Annotated in this window: 14 protein-coding genes; 5 read left to right on the top strand and 9 right to left on the bottom strand. The window is 41.5% G+C overall.

Going from position 1 to position 14,354, the window contains the following annotated elements:
* Nucleotides 1-104 precede the first annotated feature (104 nt).
* The 8 genes from FN831_RS22160 to FN831_RS22125 all read right to left on the bottom strand — a co-directional run bounded on the left by FN831_RS22160 (nucleotide 105) and on the right by FN831_RS22125 (nucleotide 9,581).
* On the bottom strand, nucleotides 105-1,319 hold the full coding sequence (locus tag FN831_RS22160) for a TCR/Tet family MFS transporter (protein WP_142530384.1): 1,215 nt from the start codon (nucleotides 1,317-1,319) through the stop codon (nucleotides 105-107).
* Nucleotides 1,320-2,160: 841 nt separating this feature from the next.
* Entirely contained in the window at nucleotides 2,161-2,535 is a 375-nt protein-coding gene (locus tag FN831_RS22155; RefSeq protein ID WP_142530383.1) for a hypothetical protein, read from the bottom strand.
* 287 nt (nucleotides 2,536-2,822) lie between these two features.
* A complete protein-coding gene (locus tag FN831_RS22150; RefSeq protein WP_142530382.1) occupies nucleotides 2,823-3,971 on the bottom strand; it encodes a tetratricopeptide repeat protein in 1,149 nt (382 codons plus the stop codon).
* A gap of 83 nt (nucleotides 3,972-4,054) precedes the next feature.
* Entirely contained in the window at nucleotides 4,055-5,140 is a 1,086-nt protein-coding gene (locus tag FN831_RS22145; RefSeq protein WP_142530381.1) for a tetratricopeptide repeat protein, read from the bottom strand.
* A gap of 105 nt (nucleotides 5,141-5,245) precedes the next feature.
* Nucleotides 5,246-7,870: a DNA gyrase subunit A gene (gene gyrA, locus FN831_RS22140; protein ID WP_142530380.1), complete on the bottom strand. Its 2,625-nt coding sequence runs from the start codon at nucleotides 7,868-7,870 to the stop codon at nucleotides 5,246-5,248.
* Between the two features lie 99 nt (nucleotides 7,871-7,969).
* Entirely contained in the window at nucleotides 7,970-8,866 is an 897-nt protein-coding gene (hemF, locus tag FN831_RS22135) for an oxygen-dependent coproporphyrinogen oxidase (protein ID WP_142530437.1), read from the bottom strand.
* Nucleotides 8,867-8,994: 128 nt separating this feature from the next.
* The gene (locus FN831_RS22130; RefSeq protein WP_142530379.1) at nucleotides 8,995-9,198 is read right to left on the bottom strand and encodes a coproporphyrinogen III oxidase; all 204 of its coding nucleotides are present in this window, start codon (nucleotides 9,196-9,198) and stop codon (nucleotides 8,995-8,997) included.
* Between the two features lie 74 nt (nucleotides 9,199-9,272).
* Nucleotides 9,273-9,581 carry a phosphoribosylpyrophosphate synthetase gene (locus FN831_RS22125; protein ID WP_142530378.1) on the bottom strand — a complete coding sequence of 103 codons (309 nt, stop codon included), beginning with the start codon at nucleotides 9,579-9,581 and terminating at the stop codon, nucleotides 9,273-9,275.
* A 75-nt stretch (nucleotides 9,582-9,656) separates the two neighbouring features.
* On the opposite strand from FN831_RS22125, the gene FN831_RS22120 reads away from it, so the two are divergent.
* The 5 genes from FN831_RS22120 (at nucleotide 9,657) to FN831_RS22100 (ending at nucleotide 13,939) form a co-directional block, all read left to right on the top strand.
* Nucleotides 9,657-10,142: a PaaI family thioesterase gene (locus FN831_RS22120; protein WP_142530377.1), complete on the top strand. Its 486-nt coding sequence runs from the start codon at nucleotides 9,657-9,659 to the stop codon at nucleotides 10,140-10,142.
* A gap of 24 nt (nucleotides 10,143-10,166) precedes the next feature.
* On the top strand, nucleotides 10,167-10,799 hold the full coding sequence (locus FN831_RS22115) for an AlbA family DNA-binding domain-containing protein (protein WP_142530376.1): 633 nt from the start codon (nucleotides 10,167-10,169) through the stop codon (nucleotides 10,797-10,799).
* A 28-nt stretch (nucleotides 10,800-10,827) separates the two neighbouring features.
* On the top strand, nucleotides 10,828-12,189 hold the full coding sequence (locus FN831_RS22110) for an MATE family efflux transporter (RefSeq protein WP_142530375.1): 1,362 nt from the start codon (nucleotides 10,828-10,830) through the stop codon (nucleotides 12,187-12,189).
* Between the two features lie 164 nt (nucleotides 12,190-12,353).
* Nucleotides 12,354-12,935 (top strand): RNA polymerase sigma factor, encoded by a 582-nt coding sequence (locus FN831_RS22105; protein ID WP_142530374.1) that lies wholly within the window; start codon nucleotides 12,354-12,356, stop codon nucleotides 12,933-12,935.
* 86 nt (nucleotides 12,936-13,021) lie between these two features.
* Nucleotides 13,022-13,939 (top strand): cation diffusion facilitator family transporter, encoded by a 918-nt coding sequence (locus FN831_RS22100; RefSeq protein WP_142530373.1) that lies wholly within the window; start codon nucleotides 13,022-13,024, stop codon nucleotides 13,937-13,939.
* A 52-nt stretch (nucleotides 13,940-13,991) separates the two neighbouring features.
* Here FN831_RS22100 and FN831_RS22095 read toward each other — a convergent pair whose 3' ends face one another.
* Nucleotides 13,992-14,321: a hypothetical protein gene (locus FN831_RS22095; RefSeq protein WP_142530372.1), complete on the bottom strand. Its 330-nt coding sequence runs from the start codon at nucleotides 14,319-14,321 to the stop codon at nucleotides 13,992-13,994.
* Between the last annotated feature and the right edge of the window lie 33 nt (nucleotides 14,322-14,354).

Genomic DNA, 14,354 nt, shown 5'->3' with positions numbered 1-14,354 from the left:
TGTTCGGGCGCTCAAAAAAATATTTATGTAATGGTTTCTGGTATGAACTATGATCATCTCTGATCAATAATCTGACCGAATATTGTGTTTTGTAAAAAACAATTTTAAGAATGGTATTTCCTTAAGGACCTTGTACAGATGATCAGGCCTGCAATCGTAAGCAGAGCAGACAGGATAAAAGGCGCTCCTGGAAAATAGATGGAATTTTTATGATTTGTAAAATGGGCGAAAAGATTGGTCATAATCAGCGGGCCGATGATCGCCGACAGACTCATCAATCCCGCAGTCACTCCCTGTAATTCACCTTGCTCGTTCGCAGGTACATCATTGGAAAGCAATCCCTGCATTGCCGGGCCAAAGATACCTGCCAGACAATAGGGAATTGTAAAAGCAAACATCATCCAGCTCTGGGTAGCAAATGCAAACAAAAGGAAACCAGCTATATACAGCACCAGTCCGTAAAATACAGCTTTTACCTGACCAATCTTTGGGATGATCACCCTAATCAGAACGCCCTGAACAATACCGACCAGCACGCCCACGAATCCCAATGAATAACCAACCCAGGCTTCATTCCAGTGGAATTTCTCCATCGTGTAGTAAGTCCAGCTTGATTGCACAGAGTGACTCGCGATATACAACAGGAAAAGCGCGACCAGCAGTCCGGCAAGCGCAGGATATTTCCTGATATGCAATAGCGCACCAAGAGGATTTGCACGTTTCCAGTCGAAAGCCCGGCGGTTTTCTTTCGCCAGGGATTCCGGCAGAACAAAGTAACCGTAAAGCCAGTTGATCAATGCTAATCCTGCAGAAATCAGAAAAGGAATCCGAAGTCCGAACTGACTAAATAAACCACCGACTACAGGGCCAACAATAAAACCGATCCCAAATGCCGCACCAACCAGTCCGAAATTCTGAGCGCGTTTTTCGGGCTCGCTGACATCAGCAATATAAGCCATCGCAGTAGTGAAGCTGGCACCAGTAATTCCGGCGATAATTCTGCCAACAAAAAGCCATGCAATTGTTGGTGCAAATGCAAGGAACACATAATCCAGTCCCAATCCCAGTAGAGAGGCCAATAATATTGGCCTGCGGCCAAACCTGTCGCTTAGGCCACCAAGGATGGGTGCACCGATAAACTGCATCGCCGAATACGAGATCGTCAGCCAACCACCATAAACTGCCGCAACACTGATACCACCACCGGTAAGTTCTTCAATTAACCTGGGCAATACAGGAATAATAATTCCAAACCCGGTAAAATCTATCAATAACGTGATAAAGATAAATCCAATCGCTGATTTTTTCTGAGAGGCCATATTTAGTTTAAACTGCAAATCTAGTTTTATTTTGACAGAATTATTAAATTAGAGGTATAATTCTCCCGGTTAGCATGTCTTTTAAACTACAGCCTGAAATCATGCCTTCATTCATCCATTCTTCGTATATCGTTCGGTAACAGTCCTGTACAAAGATATGCCCCGGATAGTTTTCGTATAGTTTTAGTATGCTGCTCACAGGCTATTGACAGGCTGTTAACACGGTGTTGACTCGCTCAAATCTGCATTTTAGCCTGTCAACACGCTATTAATAGCTTATCACACGCATTCCAATAGCGAATGAAAATGCTACCAGTATACTACGAAGGGTGAACTTGGACCGAAGACATACAGAAGACAGCATGCACGGTGATTAAAGATGAAGTTTACAAATATAGCGATTTAAAATATTACCGGTGTACCAGACTGGCTGAACTTCTGCGAATACACAGGTATATCAGATTAGCCGAACTTATACAAAACAAACTGCACAGAATTTACAATATTAAAGCCTAAAAAATACAAATAAAATATAGTTACATAATTAATATTATGTTAAGTACGATTTTATAGTGTTTAACCTCTTCCCCTTATTAGACATTAACAGTTCTGTTTCATCCAGGTTGTAAACGAATGAACCGATACTTTCATTGTTGTTAAGTTCGTCTTGATATGCGCAAATGGAATCTCTCTTTCTGCTCCTCTGAATATAATTGACTGAATACAATTTGGACAGCGCCATTTATCATGATATGTGCCATTTTTACTTTTAAAAGCACAACCTTGGGAAGTTAGAAATTTCTCCCAACATCTAACTTTAACAGGCCGATCAATTCCCATTTTATAGTTCCAGTGACCTTTCTTTGATTTTGGTATCTGCCGGGAGATTAAAATTCTTTAAAATGCCCTCTGTATCGATGTGTACTTGGTTACTCAACTCTCCCGAACCGGCCTGGCTTTGTTGCCAGCCCAGAATCCTCAGATGATTGTAAATGACATTTTCAGGCTGATCCAGCAAGTTGTCAAAAAAGTCTTCGATCACAATGTCACTCATCATCTGCAAGGCTTCATCATAGTTGTTTCCGTACGCAGACAGATTCAATGAAGGCACATATACGATGAAGTGTCCGTTATCTTCGAATTCAACGAGTCTGATTATTCCTTTTCCCCGTTTGAATGCAAACGAAATACTTAAGGTATCTTCTGTTTCTTTCATCCTGAAGCCTCTGTATATTTGATCCCTGATCAAATATATTACAAAAAAATAATTACTAAAAGTTTGTTTTTGTTTGGGACCCAGGTCTCGCGGCTGTTTTTACGCGCCGGGAATTTACTTGCTGCTGCAACCATAATTTATATTAAAAAGATTAACAATGATTGGTTAACCAAATATAAGCAATATATCTTAATTAGCAAGTTATTTTACATAATAAACACTAAGGAGTAGTAATAGTGATTATTTCAGCGATAATCGACCCACCATCATTCACATTACACCTTCAGTTAAAACTCGTCTAGTTGTGCTTTAAGTTCCTGTACCCTGTCAAACCTGTTCTTGCGGGTATAGATTTCAATTAGTAAATTAATGGTAGCCTTGTCCTTTGGCTTGGCTTCATGAGCCTGTACGAGAATTACTTCGGCACGGTTAATAAAGGAAGAGTATTTGGCTACGTCCTTATGCTCAGGCACCAATGCATCATTGCCCTGGTTGAGGTAAACCAAACCCAGCTGGTACATGGCATCAAAATAATTTTTGTCGATAGCCAGTGATTTATTATAAGCCAGTTCTGCTGTGCCCATATTTGTGCTTTTCTGGTGCAGGTACCCGTACAGATAATATAGCAGTTTGCTTCGGGTTTCAACTTTTAAAGTTCCTTCCAGAACCTGTTTTGCTTCCGTATATTTTTCAGTATCCAGTAAAATGTTGATGTAATCGTTATTCAGCATCGTATTATACGGATTTGCGCTTAATCCTTCTTCGAGTGTCCTGATTGCTTTATCGGTATCCTGTCTGTTTTTGTAGATCACTGCCAGGCGCTGAAAAACCACAGGGTTTCTTACGCCATTATCTTTGGCACGCTGGTAATAATCAAAAGCTGCGTTATCATTCTTGTTGCCTTCAGCACTTAGTGCTGCATTGATCGCAAGGATGGTATCCTTCGGAAAGAAATCGCTCACTTCCTTCAGATAGTTGTAGGCAGCACCAAAGTCTTTGTTGGCATATGCAACATTACCTTTCTGCTGCTTTTTGATATTAACGTTATAATTTGCGGCAGCAATCAGCCCTGAATTGTCTTCGTAGTTCTCAAATCTTTTTGCAGTATCAATGGCCTTTAGCGTGAGGTCATAATATTTGTTTGAATTATTCTGATCAGAGTCCAGAAGCGCAATGTATGAGCTCAGATAAGATTTAATTGCCCATGTTTCAGGATATTTCCTGGTTTTGGAATCGGCAGCGGTGAGCTCACTGGCTTTTATCCCCTCATTCAGGATCGACATCTTCGCTTTCTGATCTTTCTTGTTAGCGATTGCAGCCTGAAGTTTTCCGACGCTGTTCCGAGCGATCAGCAGTTGTGTTTTTTGTGCAAACACTTGCTGAGAACTCACTATCATAAAAAATGCGGCAGAAAATACAAGTCTTTTATCAATCATATGCTTTAGGGCTTAGCTACAAATTTATACAAAAAAAAAGAGGGATAAAATTTATCCCTCTTTTAATATCGCTGTTTTAACGATTATTTTTTAGCAGCATCTAATAATTTCTTAGTTGCCTCATAGTTTGGCGTGTCATTTTTGAACGCGTAAATGATTTTCAGGTTTTCTAAAGCCGAAGTCATTTTTGTTGGATCAAGCTCATACGCTTTTTTGTAGTAAGGCAATGCCTGATCGATAAAACCGGTCATTTTTGCAGTGATTGCATCAAATTCCTTTTTCTTTTTAGCATCAATTGCATTTCTTTTCCCCTGAAGGTCTAAGGCCTGTTTGTAATAGGTATCCCCCATTGCATACTGGTAAGCCGCATTTTTAGGATCTTTAGCGATCAGTTTGTTCAACATTTCCTGTGATTTCACAATGTCTCCCTTTTTGATGTAAAGGTCTGTCTGCATACCTACGAAATATGGATTTTCAGGATATTTGGCTACCGCTTTTTCTAATAAAGCTGTACCACCTACTGTATCCTTAACCTTTTCGAAAGTTGTAGAGATGACTTCACTGTACAGTGACTCACTGTCTTTGTAGCCCAGATCAATTGCCTTGCTGAAATTTCTAACCATTTCCGGATAGTTTTCAACTTGTTTGGCAGTTACACCAGCATTTACATAAGTAGATGTATCCTGAGGATTTTTGGCAGTTACCTCATTGAAAAATGTTAATGCAGATTTAAAATCTTTTTTATTGTATGCAAAGATTGCCCTGTTTCTCAACGCATTGGACAAAGTAGTTTCTGCTTCAAGGATATTTTCTTTCTCCCCCCCTTTTGTATCTAAAGCTTTGGCTTTTGTAATTGCCTCTTCAGCAATTTTCTCATTAGCTACTGCATTTGGTACGTTCAGTGAATCTACAAAAGCAATTCTTGAGGCAAATAAAGCCCTGTAAGACCAAGCTTCAGGCATATCCTTGGATTTTTCGTTGGCGATAGCGTTATCAGTTGCCTTTAAGCCTTCTCCTAGCGATTTCAAGGTAGCATCAAGCGGGGTTGTTGCAGTAGCAAATTTTGCTAATGCCCAGGCATTTTTAGCTTTTGAAACTTCACTCTTTTGAGCATTCGCAGCATAGGTGGCAGCACCTATAAATAACATACTTAAAAGTACTTTTTTCATATGGGTTGGTTTTTTAATTAATTATAAAACCTGCCTGAGCTGAGAATTGTTTTGATTTTTCTCTTCTCCTGCAGGTTTTACGGGTTCTGTATTTACTATTTAACTCTATTCTTCTTCGTCGCCGCTGTCCTCATCTTCAGCATCTTCATCCCCTTCTTCTTCCTCTTCCTCCTCTGCTTCAGCGTCTTCAGTTTCAGCTGCTGCTCCTTCTTCAGGAAGGGCCGCCGCTTCGCCGGTGATCAGTACATCCTCAGAAACTTCTTCTTCAGGATCATCCTCATGTTCAATTTTAGCAACCGAAGCAATAGCGTCGTTTCCTTTTAAATTGATGAGGCGTACACCCTGTGTAGCTCTTCCGATAACCCTCAGGTGGCTCAGTACAATACGGATTACGATACCCGATTTGTTAATAATCATCAGGTCATCATCGTCAGTAACGCTCTTTATCGCAATCAGGTCACCGGTTTTCTCTGTGATAGTGATGGTTTTTACACCTTTACCACCACGGTTGGTCACTCGGTAATCTTCGATATCGGTACGTTTACCATAACCTTTTTCAGAAACGACCATGACTGTTGCAGTTGGATCATCAACGGCGATCATACCTACCACTTCATCTTTATCATGCGCCAGGGTTACGCCTCTCACACCTGTAGCGGTCCTTCCCATCGGACGGACAGTGCTTTCATTGAACCTGATCGCACGGCCTGAGCGCAATGCCATCACAATTTCACTTGATCCACTGGTTAAACTTGCTTCAAGCAGCTGATCGCCTTCGTTGATGTTGATTGCATTGATACCGTTTACCCTTGGTCTCGAATAAGCTTCAAGTGAAGTTTTCTTAATCGTTCCCTTTTTGGTACACATGATAATGTAATTGTTTTCCAGGTATTCCTGATCTTTCAGATTTTTAACTTTAATATAAGCTTTGATCTTCTCTTCTTTTGGAATATTAATGATATTCTGGATTGCTCTTCCCTTGCTTAAACGTGATCCTTCAGGGATCTCGTAAACCCTGAGCCAGAAACAACGTCCTGTTTCAGTGAAGAACAACATATAATTGTGGTTGCTGGCAATCAGGAGGTGCTCAATAAAATCTTCGTTCCTTGAATCACTTCCTTTAGAGCCTTTTCCGCCCCTGGCCTGCGTACGGTATTCTGTTGCAGGGGTACGTTTGATATAACCTTCATGAGAGATCGTGATCACTACTTCTTCATCTTCGATGAAGTCTTCCATGCTCATGTCTTCTGCAGAGTGTACGATCTGAGTTCTGCGCTCATCACCATACTTCTCTACCATCTCTGCCAGCTCATCTTTGATGATCTGCATTCTCAATCCCTGGTCGGCCAGGATCGAGTTCAGATAGTCAATAGTTTTCATCAGCTCATTGTACTCATCTTTGATCTTGTCTCTTTCCAGACCTGTTAAACGGCGCAGCGTCATGTCCAGGATAGCCCTCGACTGAATATCGCTCAGGCCAAACTGTTCCATCAAACCTAATCTCGCTTCGTCTGGTGTACTTGAGCCCCTGATCAGTTTGATTACTTCGTCAAGGTGATCTAAAGCAATCAGTAAACCTTCCAGGATATGTGCACGTTTCTGCGCTTCGTTCAGTTCAAATTTTGTACGTCGGACAATTACATCATGTCTGTGGTCAACAAAATGCCTGATCAGATCTTTCAGGTTCAGCATCTGCGGCCTGCCGTTTACCAGTGCAATATTATTTACACTGAATGAAGTCTGCAGTGCAGTTTGCTTAAACAGGTTGTTGAGCACGATAGAAGCATTGGCATCTCGTTTAATTTCATAAACGATACGGATACCATCTTTATTGGACTCATCTTTAATATTTGAAATCCCTTCAATTTTCTTCTCTCCGATCAATTCAGCAGTACGCTCAATCATCATTGCTTTGTTCACCTGGTAAGGAATTTCGGTAACAATAATCACCTCCCTGTCCTTCACGGCTTCGATCTCAGCTTTCGCACGCATCACGATACGTCCACGGCCGGTTTCAAAAGCTTCCTGAACACCATTATAACCATAGATCAGAGCACCGGTAGGAAAATCCGGGCCTTTCACAAACTTTGTCAATTCAGGTATGGTGATTTCGTTGTTTTCAATATAAGCTATTGTAGCATTGATCACCTCAGTGATATTGTGAGGCGGCATATTTGTTGCCATACCTACTGCAATACCTGATGCCCCGTTAATTAACAGATTGGGCACTTTAGCAGGCAATACCGTTGGCTCCTGCAGGGAATCATCAAAGTTAAGCTGGAAATCTACCGTATCTTTATTGATATCGGCAAGCATATCTTCAGCGATCTTCTGGAATCTCGCCTCTGTATAACGCATCGCAGCCGGAGAGTCACCGTCAATAGATCCAAAGTTACCCTGGCCATCCACCATCAGGTAACGTAAACTCCATTCCTGGGCCATCCTTACCATGGTCATATAAACCGAGGAATCGCCATGCGGGTGGTACTTACCCAGTACCTCTCCAACAATACGGGCTGATTTCTTGAAGGGTTTGTTATTTGCCAAACCGAGATCAAGCATCCCGTAAAGTACACGACGGTGCACTGGTTTCAATCCATCGCGTACATCAGGTAACGCCCTTGATACGATAACAGACATCGAATAATCGATGTAAGCAGACTTCATCTGCTCATCTATATCAATCTTTATAATCTTGTCGTTTTCCTGATTTTCTAAATCTTCTGCCATAAAAAATTAATGTTCGTTTAAAAACGATTTAAATAAGGTAATGTTATAACCTTGCGAATTTAAGAAAATATTGCTGTTTAAGCGTATTGTGGAAAAAAATTAAGCCCAGTCTATACCTTTTATTAACTTGCTGAGAGTTTCAGCTTCTGGACTGCTTTCTGCGGGTTTGTGATTATAAGCCCACTTTACTGTTGGTGGTAAGCTCATTAGGATGGATTCTATCCTTCCGTTTGTCTCCAGACCGAATTTTGTACCGGAATCATAAACAAGGTTAAATTCTACATAGCGGCTTCTCCTGAGGTATTGCCACTCCTGTTCTTCGGCTGTAAAAGCGGTATCCCTGTTCCTGTCGATCAGTTCTGTATATATAGGTATAAAAGTATTTCCTACACCTAAAGAAAAGTTAAAAAGCTGCTCCCAGTCAAGCCCCGTATTTTCAGGTTTCAGCCGGTCGTAAAAAATGCCGCCGATCCCCCGTGTTTCTTCCCTGTGTTTGATAAAGAAGTAATCATCAGCCTGCTTTTTAAATTTCTGATAAAAAGAAGCGTCAAATTCGTCACAGGTCTGTTTCAGTAAATGATGAAAGAACCTTGCATCTGTGTCGATCACGTAATGAGGGGTAAGATCGATGCCTCCGCCAAACCAGCGGGTCTGCTCATCCATTTCAAAATAGCGGATGTTCATATGAATAATTGGCACAAAAGGATTTGATGGGTGGATCACGATAGAAACACCGGTAGCAAAAAACTCGTCGTTTTCTACTTTAAACGCTTTCTTTACCGCATCAGGCAGCTTGCCATAAACGGCAGAAAAGTTAACGCCGCCTTTTTCAATCACGTTGCCGTTCTGAAAGATGCGTGTGCGTCCTCCGCCCCCGCCGTCCCTGCTCCAAATTTCTTCTTCAAACCTGCCATTCCCATCTGCCAATGCAAGGGCCTGGCAAATTTCATCCTGTATTTTCTTGTATCCTTCTACTACCTGATCTTTAAACATGATTACCGAATATATGCCCAAAGTTAGGTTTTATAAAATTTAATGTCGGATGGATTCAGATTTAAGTGTTTCAATTTTACACTAAAACAAGAAAGGCTATCCGCAGACAGCCTTTCTTATTATACTTTAAACTACATTTTTGGAGTTTTTGTAGTATCAGGTGGCATTGTTTTGGAAGTATCCTTCATTGCGGTGTCAGTTGGAGGTGTAGTTACTGCTGCAGTGTCTGTAGCAGTGCTGTCAGATGAACCTGACACATTTTTTGTTGAATTGCATGCTGATGCGGCTAATAACATTGAACCTGCAAAAACAAGACTTAAAAACGCTTTTTTCATAATGAGTTCTATTTGTTCTGCGTAATCAACAATCTCTTAACTGTATTGTTTTATTTTTGTTACACGCAAGTAACCTAACCGTGGTGCATCTTTAATTTGTCCAGCAATTCAGGTGAAACATTTTCTGCATACACCCCATAGGCATCAATAACCACTCCCTTAAGGTTCCCGACAGGGGAAGATACAGCATAGATAACAGCACTGTCATCCGGGTCAGTCATACCTTCAAACCTGTAAAATTCGTCGATCTCGAACTCCTCGGGCATCAAAAATAAATCAAGGGATTTACACTCAAGCCCATCAGCTGTGAGGTTTAAATCGTATTCGTAGCCCCTCATCTCCAGATCGGCTACTGCTTCCGTTATGGTTTCGTATATATGCATATACTAATTTAAGAAAAAATATTAAAGACATGACGGTGATGAATATTCAAATAATCTTTCTGATATTTAAACGTCATGATCGTATCAGAAAAAACTTTGAAATGGGCACTCTGTCTCTATCCGCCACTTTTCTTTCAGCGCATCCGGGTAAAAAAGTTCCATAAAGGGTTCAGGGGCGTTGATGTAAAAATCAGCAAAAGTATTTTCAACAGGAATTATAACGGCTCCATATTTGGGGGCACCATCTATTCAGCAACAGATCCGTTCTACGCAGTGCTATACTACTATCTGCTGAAGCAACATGGTTTTAAGACCCGGGTATGGCTCAAGAGTGCAAGTATACAGTATCTCAAACCTGGCCGTTCATCCCTTTATTTCACGATTTTAATTACGGATGAGATGCTGAACGAAGCTACAGGCACTTTGAAAAGCAATGGTAAATTTGTTAAAGCGTATCCAATGGAGATTACAGATGAGCACGGCGAGATTTGTGCTACTGCCATGAATGAAGTTTATATCAGAAACCTGCACAGCGGAGAAAATGGGCCGGTAGCTTATTAATGATGCCCGCATAAACCCAGAAAAATGAACATCAGGAAACTAATTTTGCAAGGCGAAGGAACTACACTGGATTTTAAAAAGACCATTACCAATAATGAGAAAATTGCAAAGAGCCTTGTTGCTTTTGCAAATAACAGGGGCGGTCAGTTATTGATCGGTGTGGCAGATGACGGGAGTATTAAAGGTGTGAAATCTGAAGAGGAAGAGAAATACATGATCCTGAAATCAGCACATCAGTTTTGTAAACCAGCCCTGGAACCTGAGTTTGAAGAGGTATATGTAGACAGCAAGCTTGTACTTGTAGCCAAAATTGCAAAGAGCGATATAAAACCCCATTACGCACTGGATGAAAATAAAAAATGGTGGGTATATTTCCGGGTAAAGGATAAAAGCATCTTAGCCAGCAAGATCATTGTGGATGTGCTTAAAAATGAGCATACCCAAACCGGGCAGCTGATCAGCTATACCGAACAGGAAAAGAAATTACTGGAATATCTTGGGGAACAGGGCCGTATCACGTTAAAACAGTTTAGCAAACTCACCAGAAGTTCTTATAAACAGGCGCAAAAAATCCTGGTAAGCTTTATTCTGGCCGACCTGATCCAGCCGCATACTTCTGAGAAAGAAGAATATTTCACCAGGATTGAATCAAAATAGGTTACCTTTGCAGGTTCATTACCTAATCATGCTGCACGCTTTCTACACAAAATACAAGCCTTACTATGCTGATAATTTAAGGCTCGCACTGCCTATAGTGGTGTCGCAACTCGGGCACACTCTTGTCCATCTGGCCGACAGCGTAATCGTTGGTCATTTTGCGGGAACCATACAACTTGCAGCAGTTTCTCTGGTAAACAGTATCTTTATGTTGATCCTGGTGCTTGGACTGGGTATTTCATACGGCCTCACTCCTCTTATTGCCCGTGAAAATGGCAGCGACAATCCTGAAGAATGCGGCAAGCTTTTATCAAACAGTTTGTTGCTGAATATATTTATGGGCGTGCTGCTGTATATTTTTGTAAACTATGGCACACTGCTGATTATAGATCACATGGGGCAATCGCCAGAGGTTGTGGCCTACGCAAAACCTTACCTGCAGTATCTGGGCATCTCAATTATCCCCCTGATGATCTTTCAGACCTTTAAGCAGTTTACTGAAGGCCTGGGATTTACAAAACAGGCGATGTATATTTCGATATGGGGCAACCTGATCAATATCATCGTTGGGATCATCTTTGTAAAAGGGATGTTCGGCATTGCGCCCATGGGCGTAAAGGGCGTAGGATTAAGTACACTGATCGACAGGATCCTGATGTGTGCAGTGATGTCTTACTATGTTTTCCATTCAAAAAACTTTAAGTCTTATCTGAAAGGTTTCAGGTTTGGCTTTTTTGATCAGGTGAGAAGCCTGAAAATCTTGAAGATAGGCGCACCGGTTTCACTCCAGTATTCATTTGAGATCAGTGCCTTTAGCGGGGCTGCAATACTGATCGGAACGATTGGCGCGGTTGAACAGGCTGCCCATCAGGTAGCCATCAACCTGGCATCCATCACTTATATGATTTCCAGTGGTATTGCTTCTGCTGCGACAATCAAAACCGGAAATAACCTGGGCAAAAATAACTTCGGCGATTTAAGAAAGGCTGCGCTTGCAAGCTACCATGTTATTCTGCTGTTTATGGCAGTTACCGCACTCGGGTTTGTCCTGGCCAGTAATGTGCTCCCCTATATCTATACAGAAGACCTGTCCGTAATCCGTATAGCCGCACAGTTACTAATTATTGCCGGATTCTTCCAACTGTTTGACGGTACACAGGTAGTTGGGCTTGGGGTGCTGCGCGGAATGGGCGATGTAAATTACCCAACGATCATTACTTTTGTAGCTTACTGGATTATTGGTATCCCTTTAGGTTATTTTCTTGGTATCAGGCTTGGTCTCGGTGTAAACGGCATATGGTACGGCCTCACTTTTGGATTACTGACAGCCTCCATACTACTTTTCTTCAGGTTTCAAAGCCGCACAAAAAACCTGCTGCTGCAGGTTTAACGATATTTTACTTTGTGAATAAAAAAACATACAGCGCTGTGTATAATTTTCCTGTACATAGGTGTCGATTTTCGTCTGTATTCCGGATTCGCAGAGCTATCTGGAATAGATCAGTGATTAGGCTTGAATTTTGACGTAATCATGACAGACCTAAACACGCTCTTATGTTAACTGTCTTACCTAAGCCTAAAACAAGCCGGCACTTTATTTCCAGCAACCAACCGGAAGGAAATTTAGTTGCATCATTGGTTGCCCGTGACTGTAAAGCACTGGAATTTTTATACTCATCCTATTCTGCCTCGCTTCTTGGAATTGTTTCGAAGGTAGTGAAACAAGATGAAGTTGCGCAGGACGTGCTCCAGGAGTCATTTATCAAAATATGGAATTCTATCGGCCAGTATGATTCCTCAAAAGGCCGGTTATTTACCTGGATGTCAAGACTGGTAAGGAATACCGCGATTGATCATTTGAGAAGCCGCGGAGAAATCAACAGCCACAGGAACGATGACCTTGCAGAATTCACAGTCGAAATCAATGAACGCTACCAGATTATGTATCATCCGGAATTTATTGGGCTGAAACAGTTATTTGACGTGCTTACTCCTGAACAGAAGCTCATTCTGGATATGGTGTATTTTCAGGGTTATACGCAGCTTGAGGTATCTGTGGCACTGAATATTCCCGTGGGCACGATCAAAACACGGATCAGGATGTCGATCAAAGTGCTCCGTTCTTTTTTTATCTAAAATAGAAAATTACCGGTTAAATCGTTTTTAAAAGTAATTTCAGCGATTGTGGTATGCAGTTTGTCCCTTCGCTGTAATTATCACTTATGGCCTCATCCAACAGATCTATTTATAGTGCCCTTGCGGCAAACCTACTTATTGCGATTACAAAATTTGCCGCAGGTGCTTTCAGCAACAGTGCCGCGATGATTTCAGAAGGTATCCACTCACTGGTTGATACCGTAAACCAGATTTTATTGTTGTTTGGGCTCAGGAGAAGCAGAAAGCCTGCGGATGCGCTCAGGCCCTTCGGCTATGGAAGAGAATTGTATTTTTATTCTTTTATCGTCTCCATACTGATCTTTGGACTTGGCGGAGGAATTTCCATCTATCAGGGAATCATTCATATCATCACACCTGAGCCACTGGGGAATCCTACATGGAATTATGCAGTACTGGCGCTGTCTGTAGTTTTTGAAGGTACTTCGCTGATCATTGCGGCTAAAGAGTTTAACAAAACCCGTGATGGTGAGACCTGGTGGAACGCGATCGTGAAAAGTAAAGATCCTTCTACTTTCCTTGTGCTTTTTGAAGATGGTGCAGCGGTACTGGGCCTTTTCATTGTAATGATCTGCATGTTCATCGGGCATAATTACAATATCCCGCAACTCGATGGTTTAGCTTCAATGCTTGTCGGATTACTGCTGGTAGGTGTTTCAATGATCCTGGCCCGGGAAAGCAGAAGCCTGCTGATGGGAGAAGGAATTTCTGACGAGTCAAAAAAGAGAATCATGGAAATCTGTGAAAGTGACCCTGCTGTTTTAAAAGTAATGAAAATTATCTCTACGTATCAATCGCCGGAGGATGTGATGCTGATGCTGATCATCGCTTTTAAAGACGATCTGGATACGCAGGAAATTAATGAAGGTATTGAGCGCGTGCGCTCGGAAATACGAAATGAATTTACGCTGATCCATTTTGTAATTATCCAGCCGGAGGTGATCACCCACAAATTCAGATATTAGCTGTCTTTAAAGCCGGTACCTTCTGCTGCGCAGCGGAAGGTACCGATCAGGTCTATACCGCGTAGATATATAATTTAGCGTTTCTAACCGGCTGTCCTTTTATCGCCAGGTATTCTGCGGCATTGTCTCTTACCGTTTTAATCACAAAGGGATCATTTCCTTTCTCAAACTCCGCAAAAGCAAGTTTCAGACGGTCGATATGGGTGTCAGCATTTACTTTCCATTTTTTGTCCTGGTACATGAAATAGGTAAAAATCACTCTTGTATCGCCTTTCAGTTTGCCGTCAAGGCGTATGTATGATACATTTTCCGCTTTTAAGGGTTCTACGGCTTTTGTATAAAATTCTTTAAAATCCGGGTATGTCTGTTTTGTATTGGTCATTGTGATATTCGTTCTTATTATAATATGATGAGT

Origin of the sequence: Pedobacter westerhofensis, assembly GCF_900182595.1 — a bacterium.
GTDB classification, from domain to species: Bacteria; Bacteroidota; Bacteroidia; order Sphingobacteriales; family Sphingobacteriaceae; genus Pedobacter; species Pedobacter westerhofensis.
The sequence above is the reverse complement of the archived record's forward strand: the minus strand, read 5'-3'. Positions and strand labels throughout refer to the sequence as shown.